This is a genomic window from Moorena sp. SIOASIH (assembly GCF_010671925.1).
Lineage (GTDB): Bacteria > Cyanobacteriota > Cyanobacteriia > Cyanobacteriales > Coleofasciculaceae > Moorena.
Genome location: NZ_JAAHIH010000002.1, coordinates 1,626,335 through 1,642,066 on the forward strand (window position 1 = coordinate 1,626,335; position 15,732 = coordinate 1,642,066).

A 15,732-nucleotide genomic window follows, 5' to 3' on the forward strand; every position below is an offset into this window, starting at 1 on the left:
GCTAATGATATGGGTAATAATGATGGCAGGCGGCAGTGGGCTGTTGCTAAATTTATACCGTTTGCAAGTTTCAGAGGCATCGTCCCTAGAGGAAAAAGCACGACGGCAGCAAATGGTCTATATGCGGCCCTTCATACCTCGCCGTCCTATTGTTGACCGCAAAGGCAATGTTTTAGCCATCGACAGACCTGTCTATACATTATATGCTCACCCGAAGTTGTTCAAAAAATCCTTACAGGAAATTGCTGCTTTGCTGGCTCCGATGATCAAAAAAACACCAACAGATTTGGAGGAGCTGTTCGGTAAACGCAAAAGTGGTATTCGCTTGGGCAATACGATCTCAGAAGCGATCGCAGACCAAATTGCTCGGTTGAACTTAGATGGTTTAGAGTTGATTCGACAATACTCCCGCTTTTATCCCCAAAATGAATTGGCATCGGATGTGGTGGGCTATGTAAACATTTTCGATCATCGGGGTCAAGCGGGTCTAGAATACACCCAAGAAAAGTTCCTAGAACGGGAGGTAAGAAACATCCGACTGAGCCGTGCTGGGAATGGAGCCTTGATGCCAGGTCATGTGCCAGAAGGATTCATGCACCTTGATGACCTGCGGCTACAGCTAACTATCGATACTCGCCTGCAACGAGCAGCTCGCTCTGCCCTCAAGCAAACCATCAAGAAGTTTAATGCAGAGCGTGGCAGTATCATAGTGATGAATGTACACGATGGTTCCTTGTTAGCCCTAGTTTGTGAGCCAACCTACAACCCCAATCAGTACTCGAAATTCGATGTGAGTTTGTTTAAAAATTGGGCACTGTCAGACTTGTATGAGCCTGGTTCGACATTCAAACCCCTAAATGTTGCGATCGCATTAGAAACTGCTACCATTACAGCCCAAAGCTTGTTCAACGACACTGGTAAGATTCAAATTGGCGAATGGCCGATTCTCAACCATGACTATAAATCAGTAGGTGCTCGGGGCATGATCAATCCCAGCAAGATTTTGCAACATTCCAGCAATGTGGGCATGGTGCGGATGATCAGAAAGATGAGACCTGAGGTTTACTATGACTGGTTAGAGAAGCTAGGCTTAAAGCAAAAAGTGGGAATTGAGTTACCAGCTGAGACCGCTGGACAGCTCAAAAGTAAGTACAAGTTTAAAGTTTCCCCAATTGAACCAGCTACGGCTTCCTTTGGTCAAGGCTTTTCCTTAACCCCAATTCAACTAACTCAGATGCAAGGTGCCCTTGCCAATGGCGGTAAGCTAGTGACTCCCCATGTGGTTCGGGGACTATTTGACACCAAAGGGAATCCCCACTGGCAACCACGCCGTCCTGCACCGAGACGAGTATTTTCCCCCAACACTACTCGGACAGTGCTGGAAATGATGGAAACTGTAGTAACTGATGGTTCTGGAAAGGCCTCCCGCATTCCTGGTTATCGGATTGCTGGTAAAACCGGTACAGCTCAGAAAGCCAGTCCTACTGGCGGCTATTACAGCGATGCCAAGATAACCAGCTTTGTGGGAATTTTGCCCGTAGAATCTCCCCGCTATGTAATCTTAGCAGTAGTCGATGAACCCCAAGGCATTGCCTTTGGTTCTACCGTAGCTGCACCATTAGTCAAATCAGTTATAGAAGCACTGATTGCCATTGAGCGGATTCCACCATCCTCACAAAATTTCCGGCAGTAGGGAAACTTTGTTTTCAAATCACTAGAGTTCAAGCTCTAGTTTGACTTGTCCGCACCTGGGCTAATAACTGATCAGTGTTAGTTGCTGCTGGTTTACAACTCAGGCCCTGACAAACTAAACCAATAACAGAATCTGGCAGATGGGTATCTAATTGATAAACACTGACGGGGAAATACTCACAGATGAGGGAGGTAAGTTGCTCAGCACCAGCGCGAATCAGAGTGCAATTGCGGTACCAATCTAAAGCAGTAAACATACTGGGACAGGATTGAGGGGATGTGTTGAGCACGCTACTAAATGCTTTCAAGGCTTGCTCTGCTCGGTCAAGGTATTGGAGATTTTCAGTGAGTAAAGCCAGACGTACTAGGTTTGCGATCGCTACCCCATTGGCAGATGGTGTCGCATTATCCGTATAACTGCGCTCGTGTACTAACAGTTGATCACTAGCGTCACTGGCAGCATTATAGTAACCACCATTATCCACACTCCACAGCAATTGATCAAACTCTTCCTGAACCTTAACCGCTTTCTCTAGCCAACTGGCGGGTGACAGGTTGGTCGGTTGCAGGTTTGAACCTTGGCCTATTGGCCAAGGTTGTTCTACTGACAAACTTGCCTGATGTAAATCCAGTAGAGCTTTGATAAACAAGGCATAATCCTCAGACTGAGCCAGCACTGCCGGTTGACCATCATAGTTTAGTCGGTGTAATCGTCCTGCTACCCATTGATTGTTGAGGATGAATTGAGCAGCAACTGTTGCTAGTTGCCAATAGTCCGGTTCATGGAACACACTATAGCCTCGCGCTAGACCAGAAATCATTAAGCTATTCCAGGCAACAATCATTTTGGTGTCCGTTACTGGTGGAATTCTACCGAGCCAGTTCCGGGTTTTGGCCTCTTGATTGCTCTTGGCTGGTGGAAAGGTTTCCAGAAGATCCGGTTTGGCACCATAACGTGCTTCAAACAGTTTAGCCAAAGCAGCTTCAGTGTTCTGGGAAAACTGATCTGGGTAACGGCGCTGCAACACATTCTTGCCTTCAAAGTTGCCCTCTTTGGAGATAGTAAATTCCTCCTCAATTGCAGTCAACTCCGATGGGGTGAGCAGTTGTTCTAGTTCTGAATAACTCCAGACATAAAACGCCCCTTCTTCAGGTTCAGTGTCTGCTGGGGTCGCGAAATTATCTGCATCTTGAGCAGCATAAAAGAAACCTTCTTCAGCAGTCATTTCCCGCTTGAGCCATTGAACTGTTCCTGCGATCGCTCGTTTAAAGGCGGCTTCCTGAATCCCTGAACTCCACAAATCTACCAAGTACTCCATAATCTGCCCATTGTCATAGAGCATTTTTTCAAAGTGGGGTACTGTCCAAGTAGGGTCAACTGTGTAGCGATGAAACCCCCCAGCTACATGATCGTAAATACCCCCCTGAGCTAAGTCTAATCCCCGCTTTGCACAAGCCTGCTCTGGGTTATACTCCGATGCCCAATCGAAGCGAGTAACCCGTAGTGCCATACTCCCATAGGGAATCATTGGGAAACGTGGACCTGGATTGAGAGCATTAACGACACCCACACTAACTTGCCCACCGAGAAAGAGCAAATCATCACCAAGCTGCTCTGATTCGGGTAGTACTGCTGCGTGTTGGAGGTATCCCAGGATGTCTTCTTTGAAACTGTTAAGCTTGCCTTTTTCTAAATCATAGAAGCGACGAATTGATTGGAGCAACTGCAAAAAACCCGGTCGTCCGTAGCGTGGTTCCACAGGGAAGTAGGTACCTCCATAAAAGGGTACCAAGTCATCCGGTGTCAGGAAAATATTAAGGGGCCAGCCTCCTTGACCTGTCATCATCTGCAATGCTAGCATGTAAATGCTATCAATATCCGGCCTTTCTTCCCGGTCTAACTTAATTGGTAGAAAATTAGCATTCATATACTTGGCAATTGCCTGATTGGAAAACGCTTCGCCCTCCATCACCGTACACCAGTGGCAGCTAGAGTAACCGATAGACAGGAAAATTGGCCTATCTTGTTTTGTTGCCGTTAATAGCGCTTCTTCACACCAAGGCCACCAATCAATCGGATTTTCAGCATGCTTACGTAGATAAAGGCTTTGGGATTGGGCAAGGCGGTTAGTCATTGCAGCTTCAGTAGTCGCTTCCCCTTCAGTCTACCTTGGTGAGTACTGAATCATTGATATATTTGCCGTTACTTATTTGGTAAGCATTCAGCGGTCAGCCGTCAGCCTAATGGTGACCTAACAAAGATTAAACCAATGCTTACTTGTTTTATTCAAAAGCTGAGAGCTGGAGCTCAGAGCCGAGAGCTGAGAGCTGAATGCTTAAGTTATTTGTGATTCACTAGGGTTCTCAAGGTAGTTATAGCAGTCGAAGTAAAGCTCAAGACATATTTCTGCTCCCTGCTCCCTACTCCCTGCTCCCTTTCAACCAAAATACTCTGTCCTAAACTATACTTCGGTTACTATACAAATGACCAATGACCAATCACTCCTAAACTTTGGTTTCCTCAAGAGTATTACCAAAGTAATGATGATAGTAATCATAGGCTCTGGTTGTGTAACCTTTTAAACCATTAGCAACTATACCCAATACTGTGCTATGAGCAATTCTCAATTCCGAGAGAGCTTCTTTGAACAAAATTTGGTTAGCTTTGCCTAAACCTACCACCATCAATATCCCATCGGTATTAGGCTCCAGAAGTCTAGCATCCGCCAGACCAAGTAGGGGAGGGGTATCAAAAATTACCAGCTCAAACCGCTCTTTGAGATATTGAACTAAATTTTGCATCTTTGGGGAATTGAGAAACCGGGTAGGGTCGGGGGAAATTTGACCAGCAGTTAGGACAGAGAGATTTTCCTCTAGAGGCGATCGCTGAATCACATCATCAACCTTGATTTCGCCAGAAATAACATCGCTCAGTCCCCACAAATTAGGTAAATCCATCTTCTGATGAATCTCAGGAAAGCGCAGATTACCATCCACCAGTAAAACCTTTTGCCCCATTGCTGCTGCTGCCAGGGCTAAAAATATAGCCGTAGTGGATTTACCATCTGCTGGTTCAGCAGAACTTACCACTATAGCGCTAATGGGTTTCTCAGAATACAGACATTGGAGATTAACTTGGAGAGAGCGAAACGCCTCTAAAACAGGAGAAATCTGGTAAGTACCAGATCCCACGCCGAGTTGTGGAGCTTCCGCTTCCGGCTCAGGTATTATGCCCACACCAGTAACGGTAGTGCATTTCTGGAGTTCTTTTTTAAAGGGGATTGTGCCTAATATTGGTAAGCGAGTATAATCTTTGATATCGTCGGTGCTGTTCAGTAAGTGATGTAACTTTTCTGCTAAAAACCCAGCTGTGGCACCTGCAACTATCCCTGCTACTGCACTTAGGAGCAAAGTATCAGGCAAATTGGGGGATATTGGTTTTTGAGGTTGTTGCGGCTCGACAATTGTCTGCCAAGGGATGCTGGTTTTAGCTGATTCAAGTTCCAAAGTTTCCCGAACTGACTCAAAGCGGTTTAGGCTTTCTGTTACTACCTCAATCTTTTGCTTGACTTCTGTATATCGGTCGGCAATCACAGCTAGTTGTTTGAGTTGTTCACTCATCAGACTTTCTCCTTTAGTGATGGCGGCCTGGCGCATCTCTAAAACCTTAATTTGGTTCGCCGTCTCTACTAGCTGCTGAATCAAATTTAGGCGAAGTTTACTTGAAGAAGCCGATTGAGGATTGCCACTCAACCCCTGCATACGGCTAGTCATCACCCTTTCTGCTTCCTGACTTAACAGGGGGAGTAAATTTTGCTGTTGTTGTCTTAATCCTTTAAAGGTAGATTGGTTTTCCTTGAACTGTGCCAAATCCAACACCATCTGACTTTCTACAGTAGAAAGTTGGCTGAGCAATTGTTGGTAACGGGGTGTTTCTATAAGGTTAGCTACTGCTGCCGCTTGCTGTGAGGATAGCCCCAACTGACCTTTGAGTTTCCCATACAGTATAATCCTGTCTCGGAGCTGAGTTTGGGTAGCTTGTCTGTGTTCGACAATACCATTGACCCGATTCGTCAACAGTTGACCCTGAAGTTGTGGATTAATCAGGTTGTACTTCTGCTGGAGTTGCTGGAGTTGTAGCTGAAGCTGATTAATTTGTCCTTGTATTTTCGGCTGCTGATTCGAGACAAATTGAATGCCTTGTCTGATGCTAGCCTCTTGTTGTTGCTGAGAGTACTCGATGTAGCCCAAAGCAACTTTTTCCAAAACAAATTGAATTCTTTCCGGGTCTGAATCTTGGTAGGCAACTTCTAAAATTTTGGTTTCTCGCAGTCGGGATACCATCATTCCTTCCCGGAGAGTATGATAGTTTATTTCTGGATATTGGGTTTGAATTTGCTCCACAATCTCAGACATAACCTGAGGAGAGCTTAATACCTGAATTTGAGTGTCATACTCGAAACTTTTAGTTGGAGCAGCAATGCTATTTACCCCGGGTTTGCCCTGCAACTCCAACGGGTCTTCACCAGATATGGGTTCGAGTAACAGCTGGAATTTGCCTTCATAGATCGGAACTGCACTTAAGGTTTTGGCAATAATTCCGGATGTCACAGTAAGGGCCACCCCTGCCATCAAGACAGCTCGACGACGAGCAGCAGCTAATATACGACGCAGATCGAGTTTGCTGGCTTCCAAGTCATAGGCTCCCCCTGTTAGTTGTGGAGAAGTTCGATACTGCTGTTGACCACTATGGTTAGATAGGGAAGGCTTATAAGCTCCTTGGGAACCCATAATTCAAGTTCTTCTTGGTACTTGGGGATTGGGAATTGGAGATTGGATAACTGGTAGGATGCATAAACCCTAGTTACATGCTAGTTACAGGAACATCGGAAATGATCAGCGCGGCTTTGTGATCAGTATCGATTAGCCCGAAGGGCTACGCTACGCGAACAGCAATAACCTTGAATTTTCCTTGCTTGAAGGTGAAAACAAGAAAGTTCATGTAACATAATTCCTCAGCAAGAGGCAATCGCAAAGAAAATAGAGGATATCCAATTTACCAAACTTTCCCAATTTACAGATACAAGAGTTCTGTCACCCATCAGGATGAATAAGATGAAGGAAAAAGGCAAAAGGAATAGTAGCTTCGTGACATACTCCCACACGCTCATCAAAGATTACAGTGTGGGCTTCTTACCAACTCCACCTAACGGGAACGGATATTCGGTAAGCTTTATTAACGACACGGTCAGAAGTTACCGCAAGAATAGGGCAGCCTTTATGGTTAGTCGGTTATGGGTAAAGGGTTAAAACTTTATGATTAAGGCTGCCCTATTCTAAGGTTTCCTCTCCGGGATGCCCCGACCCGCCGGAACAATAAATAAGTTCTATTTTTAGTAAGTAGGTGGCGGTTAGCTCTTAATTTGTCTTCCCTACTTCTTTTATTATAGACGATCGTAATTGTTCCCTATTACATAAATATCTTGTGCAAAATTAATCCCACACTCATGCTGCGCATGTTCGTTGTGGGGCTTCTTTTGCTAGAAGCTAACTTTGTCCTTTAACCTTTGAGATCTATCCTGATTGCCAGGGAATGAATGTGCCCAATAGATTTCAGGCACTAGTTGTTGCTAAATTCTCTGATTTGGCTTCCAGCAAGCTCTCATAGAGCTGACTCAGCTGATGGGCAACACCATTCCAGCTAAACATATTTTCTACCCTTGCTCTTGCCCCTAAACCAAGTTGATTTTTCCAGTCGTGATCCGAGAGAATCCGATCGATAGCAGCTGCAAAAGCACCAGCATCTTTGGGTGGTGCCAGTAAGCCAGTTTCTTCAGATACAACGGTAAACTGAAGACCACCGACATCACTAGCTACTACAGGGGTGGCACTAGCCATGGCTTCGATGGCAACTAAACCAAAAGGCTCGTAGTGACTTGGTACTACGCAAACATCAGCTGCAGCATAATAAGCTGGCAGTAGTTCATCAGGAATGCGTCCAGGAAATGTAGTGATAGTTTGCAGTTCCAATTCAGCTACAATCCCTTCAATGCGATCGCGTTCCATACCATCTTTCTCACCAGGACGAGAACCACCACCAATAATCAGCTTTAAGTTAGCATCACCCCGTAACTTGGAGGAACCAACAGCTCGAACTAGGGTTTCAATGCCCTTGCGTTGGTCAAACCGTCCCACGTAAAAGATGATTTTGTTTTCAGGGCTAAGCCCAAGTTTTTGCCGTGCTTCTTTGCGGTTAATCTTGCCAAATCGGTCAATGTCGGTACCACAGGGAATAATATCAATGTCGCCCTTACTTGAAACTAGCGTACGCATGTGTTCTTGTTCTTGGGGAGATGTAGCCACAATGCGTTCTGCTGTTTCTAGCACTGCTTTTTCTATGTCCAAGCGAGTCGCAGCAATCTTCGGAATTGTTTCTACTGACTCGTATTTAACTGCGCCTAGGGAGTGATAGGTGTGAAGTTGAATGAGCGATGCAGCGCGGTCTTGGGGGTTTCCCCCATGAGCGACTGCATCAAGAAGGGATTGACGCTTCTTCCACTCCATACCTACCCAAGCCGAAAGCCAGTAGTTTGTATGTACTATTGAGTAGTGAATGCCTGATTGCTCCTGAAACTTAAGCAGTTGGGTTAAAAACTCACCGCAGTATTCAAAAATCTCTTGCCGTGGCACAAATGCTTTTGGACCAGCAGTTAGGCGAATAGTGCGACAACCTGGAGTATGTTCAACAATTGTGGCTTGATTGGAACTGGAGAGGCGAGTAAACATATCGACCTGCCACCCCTGCTTAGCAAGAGCTTCACCCACTTGGCGCACATACACATTCTGTCCTCCAGCTTCTTCCTTACCGATTTCTATCGCTGGATCTCCGTGAACGGAGATCAGAGCAATGTGCTGTGTATTTTTCGTATTCATAGGCTTTTTTGATGTTGGAGCTTACAGAAGGTTTTCAGGTATGGGGAGTCTGACCTCTATCCGGCTAAACCCTCAGCGTCGAGCTTTTACACACTCACTTAACAAATTTTAACCTCTCAGGTGTGCTTAACACATCAGTGGGTGAAAGTAAATTTTTAACAATTTTTTTACAAAAATGATAATTTAAGTCGGGATATTATATGGTAATATTTTCGTTTCAAGATGCTTCTGGGCTTTCACGCACGCACTTCTTAATAGTTGGCTGAATCTCTCTCACTTAAAAATAGTGGATCTCTCAGCGATGCAGAGGTGCGACCCGTGGCGAATTTAATTACGGGTCAAGCGCACCATTACGGTCTTGGGGAGGCAGCGCCTTCATGGGGGGGTTTCCCCCCGGAGACGAAACCTGTTTATTGTGGAGCCTTTATAGTTAGCAGGTTATGCAGATGCATGGTTAAATGTTTTTTAATAGCGATGCAGCTTCGGAACAGGGGGTTTCCACGGGGCAAACAGCGGTGCGGACGCAGGTTCCGCACACAGACCCATGCGCCATGAGCGACTGCATCAAGACAAGGCGACCCTATCTTACGGTAACTTCAAACCATGAGCGACTGCCGTGGTTTCCCCCACTCGCGCTTTGCATCAAGACAGAGATTGGGAGAGTCCGAGAGTCATCATAAATTTTCGTATTGCATTTTCCTATTGCAGTGGTGTGAGCGATTAGCCCGAAGGGCTACGCTACGCGAACGCTCATAGTTTCTGATCATAAAATTTACCAAAAATTGTGGGTCTAAAGCCCCGTCCTTATAGGACGGCTTTCTTTTTAAGTTAAAACTTGACACTTTTCACGAAGCGTGTTATTATAAGGAGATAACAAAAAAATTAATACTCTAGATAAACATTATCTTAAAATAAGTAGACAATGTAAAAAACAAGCTAAGAGATGAGCATGTTGCAGCCATCAAATCTAACGATTTGATCGTCTATGAAAATCTAAGATTAAAAAAAATTGTTTATCTAAATTTGTTAACTAATTTAGGTACGGTGGGGCACACCGAAACCTAGGTCACAGACCAAATACGCTTAGGTCGAATTGTCCTCTACCTTTCCTGGTTCCGACCTGGCTTGGCAAGACAGCTCGTTGAAGTAAGAATCCCCGTCCTTCCAGGGCGGGGAGTGTCAAAAGCTCAAAAATGTGCTATCATGGATAGACACCACCTTGGAGAGGTGGCTGAGTGGTCGAAAGCGGCAGATTGCTAATCTGTTGATAGGTGCGTAAGGCCTATCCGAGGGTTCGAATCCCTCCCTCTCCGTTGAGTATCCTCAACTGGCAAAAATAAAACTTTCGTTGCTTGGAAAAGCGGTGCGGCCCCGCGCTTTTTCAAAGCGCTAGGGAACGGGCACCAAGAGATCTGGAAAATTTGATTAAGTAACGCAACTAAACCCCAATAAATAGGTATAAAACGGTTTTTAACCGTACCAAACCGACATTGACGTTTTGCTAGCGCTAGAAATCTATGTAATCTAAATCAAGAAAGAAGACACACCAGTTGACGATGTCAAAAAAAGTAGGCGTAACCAAAAAGCTATCGACTCAAATTGTCCCCGTAGTGGGGATGACTGAGTCGATTGAGACTGAGTTGCTGTCTACAATGAAAAAACTAGGCATCGTTAGAGCTGAGTCTTACAACAAGCTGGAGAGCATCAAGCATTGGGGACTGGACTGGGTGCGGCTCGTTCCAACTAGGAGCCTTCAGCGACTGAAGGGGTATGAGTTGGGGACTTGCGCAGGATAAAACCTGAAAAGTCTAACTACCTATCGGATGCAGGTGAAAGCCCTGCCTATGAGGAGACATATGACTCCCTACCTGACCACACCGAGCAAGCGGCAACTTGCAGCAGTGTTGCTGGTATCAGGGCACAATCAGTTGACCATAAGCAGGTAACAACACTGGTGCTAACGGGGAGGTGACAAGGTCTAAATAGTCCTAGAAAAATGTCTAAAGTCCCAACCACAACCTGAACAAACCATGTGGAAGAAATCCTCTACTCTCACAGTGTTCTCCAGTTGATAACTGTAATCTCCGAGAGGGGGATAGGCAAATTGGACTGACCTAAATCACCGTAACAATCTGACAGGTGGAACGAGTAAAAACGATAGAAACAAAATGGGTCTGAGGAACGGTCGAAACCTCGGTAAGATATGCCAATCTTAATCCCCACTATCGGGTAAGATGTGTTCAAAACTGGACACGGGTTCTCAGAATATATTCAAACTAAGTAGAGCATGGTTAGACACATGTCAAATAGATATAGTGAACTATGGAAAACGCAACCCTGGAAGAAACTCCGGCAAAGCGTCTTCCGCCTACAAAGAAGAATATATAAAGCAATTCAGGCTGGTGACACAAAGAAAGCTAGGTCACTTCAAAAGTTGATGATGAAATCCCGTTCAGCTCAACTGCTGGCCGTCCGACAAGTAACACAACTAAATCAGGGAAAACGCACTGCTGGTATTGACGGCAAAGAAAGTCTCAACTACCGTGAACGAATGGAACTGGTTGAAGCATTAAATCAATATGGAACCAACTGGAAACATAATGGTTTAAGAGAAATCCCAATCCCTAAAAAGAACGGGAAAATCCGAATGCTAAAAATACCAACCATAGCAGACAGAGCATGGCAATGTCTAGTAAAATATGCCCTCGAACCAGCGCACGAAACAACCTTTCACGCTCGGAGTTACGGGTTTAGGACTGGACGTGGAGCGCATGATGCACAGAGGTACATATACAACAACTTAAGGTCATTCTGTAATGGGAAGACCAAAAGAGTAATCGAACTAGATATCAAGAAGTGTTTCGACAGAATCTCCCACAGTTCCATCATGAATAGGCTGAATGCCCCCAATAATCTGAAACAGGGGATATTCAGATGTCTAAAAGCAGGGATTCACCCAGAATTTCTTGAACAAGGAACACCCCAAGGAGGAGTAGTAAGTCCACTCTTAGCCAACATAGCACTTGACGGAATAGAAGAAATACACCCATCAGTCCGATATGCGGATGACATGGTAGTATTTCTAAAGCCAAAAGACGACGCAGGAAAAATTCTACGAAAAATAGAACAATTCCTAAAAGAACGGAGTCTCGAAATCAGCCAAGAAAAAACCAAAGTAACCAAGACGACAGACGGATTTAACTTCCTTGGCTGGCACATGCGAGTCAAGCAAAACGGAAAATTCCACTGTACTCCCTCAGCGGAGAACTATAGGAATATACGTGAGAAGATTAAAAACGTAGTCAACAGCTCGAATTATGGTGCTAAAGTCAAAAGTAAAAAATTAGCTCCTATCGTAAGAGGGTGGCGAAACTACCATAAATGGTGTGACATGAGCAGCTCTCGGGATAGCCTATGGTTCCTAGACAAAACGGCAGGCCGCAAATTCAAAAAGGAGAAGAAAATAGACAAACACCAGGCCGTGGAACTATGTAAAAAAGCTTTCCCTAAGGTAGGATACAAGCAAAACAAGCATGTAATGGTAAAAGGGACTAAGTCCCCATATGATGGAGACATAGTCTATTGGAGTAAACGAAACAGTAAACTCTACAACAATATTACAGCTAAGACTCTAGACAAGCAAAACCATTCCTGTGGATATTGTAATCTGAAATTCATTGATGAAGAAAGAGTACACCTCCACCACATCGATGGAAATCACAACAACTGGAAAGAGGACAATCTCATGGCTGTCCATCAAAGTTGCCACCAACAAATTCACTGGAGCACGTCACAAGATGACTGCAAGCCGAAAGGTTGAAGGAGAACCTAGGAGCCGTATGAGGTGAAAGCTTCACGTACGGCTTTGGAGCGGAGGTGCATCGGGTAATACCGGACATCGACCGTAATAAAAAGGCTATCCCGGAAGTAAAAAGCTTCAGGACTCCAGATACTCTGGGGTTGCCTGCCAAAATAATGGACTGGACTATCAATGATGTAGCAAAAGCCATTACAGCCCAGCAGGCAGCCTGTATCGATGGGGTAATAAAGAAAATTTATAGAAGGTTTCCGGGGAAAGAAAACCAAAAGACCAGGAAAGAACTTTGCAAACAGCTTAAAACCTTAGCTTTTTTGGAAAACCCACTGCTGCATAGACTAGTTAGGAAAGAATTCCAGCGGGGACATTCCTGGGTTAAGAACCAGATAGTTTATCAACAAGTGGGTTATAAATGCAAACGACTCTCTCGCAATACATACCAACTAGAATTAGCTGGATTAAGGAGAGGAAAGAGAAACAGGATAATCGTCAGATCTAACCGAAAAATAAAAGGACAAATTCGGTTGATACATAACCAAGTTCTGCAAAGGTTTGAGATTCATTTCCTTGTAGACCATGGAAATGTAGAAATTCCCGGTGAACGTCGCCCTGTAGGAGTAGACAAGGGATACACGGAGGCTTTCTATGATTCAGAGGGTCAAGCGCATGGGAAAGGGTTAGGCAAAGTAGCCACCAAAAAGTCCGTTCGCGTAGCGTGGCCTTTTGGCCATCGTATATGTGCCAAAAACCGCAACAGAGGAAAGCTTTGGGCACTTCATAGAAAACTAGAAAAAATAGACCCAGCTAAGTCGGCTCGTATTCTTAAAAATAACTTAAGCAGAAAAACAGAGAACAAGCGTTACAGACAAAATCAGTCAGAATTAACGGCTATCATAGGAGCCGCATCTAAGTCTCTTTTTAATGGGAAGTCACTTAAAATTTTTGCAGAAGATTTAACACAACCGATTAAAGGAAAACGTCAGTCCAAAGCCATGTCTCGCAAGCTTAATAGCTGGATGAAGGGAGAAATGCGGGACTCATTACAAAAATGGGCTGATTGGACTGGGTCGATTGTGACAGAAGTTATGCCTAGCTACACGTCGCAAATTGACTCCGTTACTGGAACCCTGTTAGGGAAAAGGAGCGGGGACAACTAACCCATGTTTAATGGGGTCGTGTTGCAGGCTGACCACAATGCTGCCAAAAACATCCTTGCTCGGGGTACGGACAAGGAACTAACTCGGTACATGAATAAGACCGAGGTAATGGCAGTATTGTTGCGTCGTACCGCGCGTTTCTTGAAAGGGATGGGACTGAGTCTGCTTGATGCAGTTGAGCTTGGTTGGATTGATTGTAAACATGAGCTTTGCTCAGGCTTTCAAGCAACTCCTGGTCGAGATGCCAGGAACGTCCAGACAGATGGGTGGAAAGTTCAACTCCAATTACTGCATGACCACTCCTCACTCGGACAACAATAAATTGCACCTTGACCGTTTCATACTGGATTATCCCGATTAATGACGGTTTAAGAGTATCTCTACCTAGCTCAATAGCTTCTATTTGTCCCTTTTCTACCTGCCAAAGTTAGAGAAGCTGTAACCAATGCCAAAGGAAATTCCCACATCTGCGGCACCATCAACGAAAATTCCAGTAGTTAATGCAGCATTGGCAACAAAATTGGGTCCAAAAGGCCAGTCAACACCACCAGTAACAATTAAACCCACATTGTTGTCATCACCTGTTGAAAAAGCCAAACCAGCACCAGCGAAAGCTGAGTAAGTAGGCGGCTCAAAAGGTTCATCCTGGAAAATAAAGTTGTAAGTGGCTGGGATCACAAAGGTAGCATCATCATTGATTAGTATGCTAGGACGCACTGATAGGGTGGGGGATAAATCGTATTTGCCGTTAATCATAAAGCCACCTCGACCAATATTGGTGCCATCATCAGTAAAACCGATATGACCGCCAATTCCAACATAGTTTCCAACCCCGAGGCTCTTGCCGGTAGGATCAATATTTCTCTGAGCTACAGGGGTGACTACTTCACCTACTTCATAGGAGGTGGCTGGTGAGGTGTCAGAGGTGGCTGGATCTAGTTGTATTTTTAGAGCTGCCACAGATCTAGCTAAGGTACCTGGTCTCGGTGGAGCTACCGCAGGATTATTGAAATCTTGAGAAGGTGTTTGGGATTCCTCAGTGATTGGTTCTAGCTCTTGTTTGGGGGGATCAGCAGGATACTCCTGGATAGTTTCTAAATTGGCTTCTAAATTGGCTAATGGTAACTGCTCCTGTCTGACTGTATAGTCAGCAATTGGTGCGACTGAGCCATTGAATTGGGAGCGGTTGACCAATGCACTAGGAGACCCTACCGACTTACTGGCACGAACCGCTGCTCCTATCCTGTCCAATTGCCCTAAACGGGAATTAGCTCGATGGTCAGTGATAGTGTTGAGATTACCTGATGGCAGACTAGTTGGTCTGAATATATTTTTATGAGTATGTGTAGTTTCCGGATTAAATCGATCAGGCTCAACTGTGATGCTGGAAGTTGCTGCTAATTGCTGGGGTCTCACCGCTGCTGCTGTCTGGGTCAATTGCTTCACCGATGAATTATGGCTAGGTGTTTCAGCAGTAGCAGACAGCTGGTAACTGACCATGGTCAATACTGCCATACTCAGTTGCATCGAAAGGGTCTTAGGAAAATTACTCTTCACACTCACTCCTCAAAAACTACTTGGTCATTGGTTAGGGGTAACAAACTTAACAGTTAGCCAAAAGCTGCTATAGTTCTTGGTCAGTAACTTGTAGCTGCTAGCCAGATCAGATCAGGTAAAGTACTCAAGAATTTGAACCCAATCCTAGGATAGTCTAATCATCCCTTGAACTTTACCAGATAGAAAGAGCAGATTGACACTCCCCGGTCATTAGACGCGGGGATTCTTAGTTCAGCGAGCTGCCTTAAACCGCTATATCTTAATCATTGACGCCGCCAAAAATTAAGCAATACCTGAACCGAAAACCCGTCAAGACCAAGAATTTAGTTCAGTTTATAGTAGACCCAGCGGGCAATTCTCCCTAAGCGTTTAGCTACTTGCTGGGAGTGCCTTAAAAAGTCTGTTTCCTCCCTTTTCACTCGGTTTCGGCGTGCCCCGCCGTACCGTTCTTTTCTCAAAATGTGCAATGCTCAGGTTCACACACCAACGGTTAATTGATGATTGGGTTTTTAGCGATGCAGCGCGGTCTTGGGGGTTTCCCCCACTCGCTATTGCATCAAGAAAGGAGGACTTTCC

Annotated in this window: 7 protein-coding genes, 1 tRNA gene and 1 pseudogene; 5 read left to right on the forward strand and 4 right to left on the reverse strand. The window is 44.9% G+C overall.

Translation table 11 applies throughout. The features are described from left to right. The first annotated feature begins 4 nt into the window (after nt 1-4). The gene (locus F6J90_RS14820) at nt 5-1,693 is read left to right on the forward strand and encodes a penicillin-binding protein 2 (protein ID WP_293094615.1); all 1,689 of its coding nucleotides are present in this window, start codon (nt 5-7) and stop codon (nt 1,691-1,693) included. A 28-nt stretch (nt 1,694-1,721) separates the two neighbouring features. Here the strand turns inward: F6J90_RS14820 and F6J90_RS14825 are convergent, their stop codons facing one another. The 3 genes from F6J90_RS14825 to F6J90_RS14835 all read right to left on the reverse strand — a co-directional run bounded on the left by F6J90_RS14825 (nt 1,722) and on the right by F6J90_RS14835 (nt 8,625). Continuing rightward, on the reverse strand, nt 1,722-3,827 hold the full coding sequence (locus F6J90_RS14825; protein WP_293094618.1) for a thioredoxin domain-containing protein: 2,106 nt from the start codon (nt 3,825-3,827) through the stop codon (nt 1,722-1,724). 370 nt (nt 3,828-4,197) lie between these two features. Further along, nucleotides 4,198-6,483, reverse strand: a complete 2,286-nt coding sequence (locus F6J90_RS14830; RefSeq protein ID WP_293094621.1) for a polysaccharide biosynthesis tyrosine autokinase — start codon at nt 6,481-6,483, stop codon at nt 4,198-4,200. Nucleotides 6,484-7,305: 822 nt separating this feature from the next. Beyond that, nucleotides 7,306-8,625, reverse strand: a complete 1,320-nt coding sequence (locus F6J90_RS14835) for a glycosyltransferase family 1 protein (RefSeq protein ID WP_293094623.1) — start codon at nt 8,623-8,625, stop codon at nt 7,306-7,308. A 1,221-nt stretch (nt 8,626-9,846) separates the two neighbouring features. Between F6J90_RS14835 and F6J90_RS14840 the strand changes: the two genes are divergently transcribed. The 4 genes and pseudogenes from F6J90_RS14840 (at nt 9,847) to F6J90_RS14855 (ending at nt 13,960) form a co-directional block, all read left to right on the forward strand. After that, a tRNA-Ser gene (locus F6J90_RS14840) sits at nt 9,847-9,938 on the forward strand. Between the two features lie 243 nt (nt 9,939-10,181). Then, nucleotides 10,182-10,421, forward strand: a complete 240-nt coding sequence (locus tag F6J90_RS14845) for a hypothetical protein (RefSeq protein WP_366513752.1) — start codon at nt 10,182-10,184, stop codon at nt 10,419-10,421. Between the two features lie 503 nt (nt 10,422-10,924). Continuing rightward, complete coding sequence (locus F6J90_RS14850) at nt 10,925-12,445, forward strand: reverse transcriptase domain-containing protein (RefSeq protein ID WP_293094625.1); 1,521 nt, start codon at nt 10,925-10,927, stop codon at nt 12,443-12,445. Next, nucleotides 12,427-13,960 (forward strand): annotated as a pseudogene (locus tag F6J90_RS14855) (transposase). The gene F6J90_RS14850 and the pseudogene F6J90_RS14855 overlap by 19 nt, the downstream one beginning before the upstream one ends. A 53-nt stretch (nt 13,961-14,013) precedes the next feature. Here the strand turns inward: F6J90_RS14855 and F6J90_RS14860 are convergent. Next, a complete protein-coding gene (locus tag F6J90_RS14860; protein ID WP_293094627.1) occupies nt 14,014-15,156 on the reverse strand; it encodes a hypothetical protein in 1,143 nt (380 codons plus the stop codon). Nucleotides 15,157-15,732: the final 576 nt, after the last annotated feature.

What these genes read in the sequence shown, in the direction of transcription:
- F6J90_RS14825 (WP_293094618.1), bottom strand. Translation starts at nt 3,827, where the DNA reads ATGACTAACCGCCTTGCCCAATCCCAAAGCCTTTATCTACGTAAGCAT.
- F6J90_RS14830 (WP_293094621.1), bottom strand. Translation starts at nt 6,483, where the DNA reads ATGGGTTCCCAAGGAGCTTATAAGCCTTCCCTATCTAACCATAGTGGT.
- F6J90_RS14835 (WP_293094623.1), bottom strand. Translation starts at nt 8,625, where the DNA reads ATGAATACGAAAAATACACAGCACATTGCTCTGATCTCCGTTCACGGA.
- F6J90_RS14820 (WP_293094615.1), top strand. Translation starts at nt 5, where the DNA reads ATGATATGGGTAATAATGATGGCAGGCGGCAGTGGGCTGTTGCTAAAT.
- F6J90_RS14845 (WP_366513752.1), top strand. Translation starts at nt 10,182, where the DNA reads ATGTCAAAAAAAGTAGGCGTAACCAAAAAGCTATCGACTCAAATTGTC.
- F6J90_RS14850 (WP_293094625.1), top strand. Translation starts at nt 10,925, where the DNA reads ATGTCAAATAGATATAGTGAACTATGGAAAACGCAACCCTGGAAGAAA.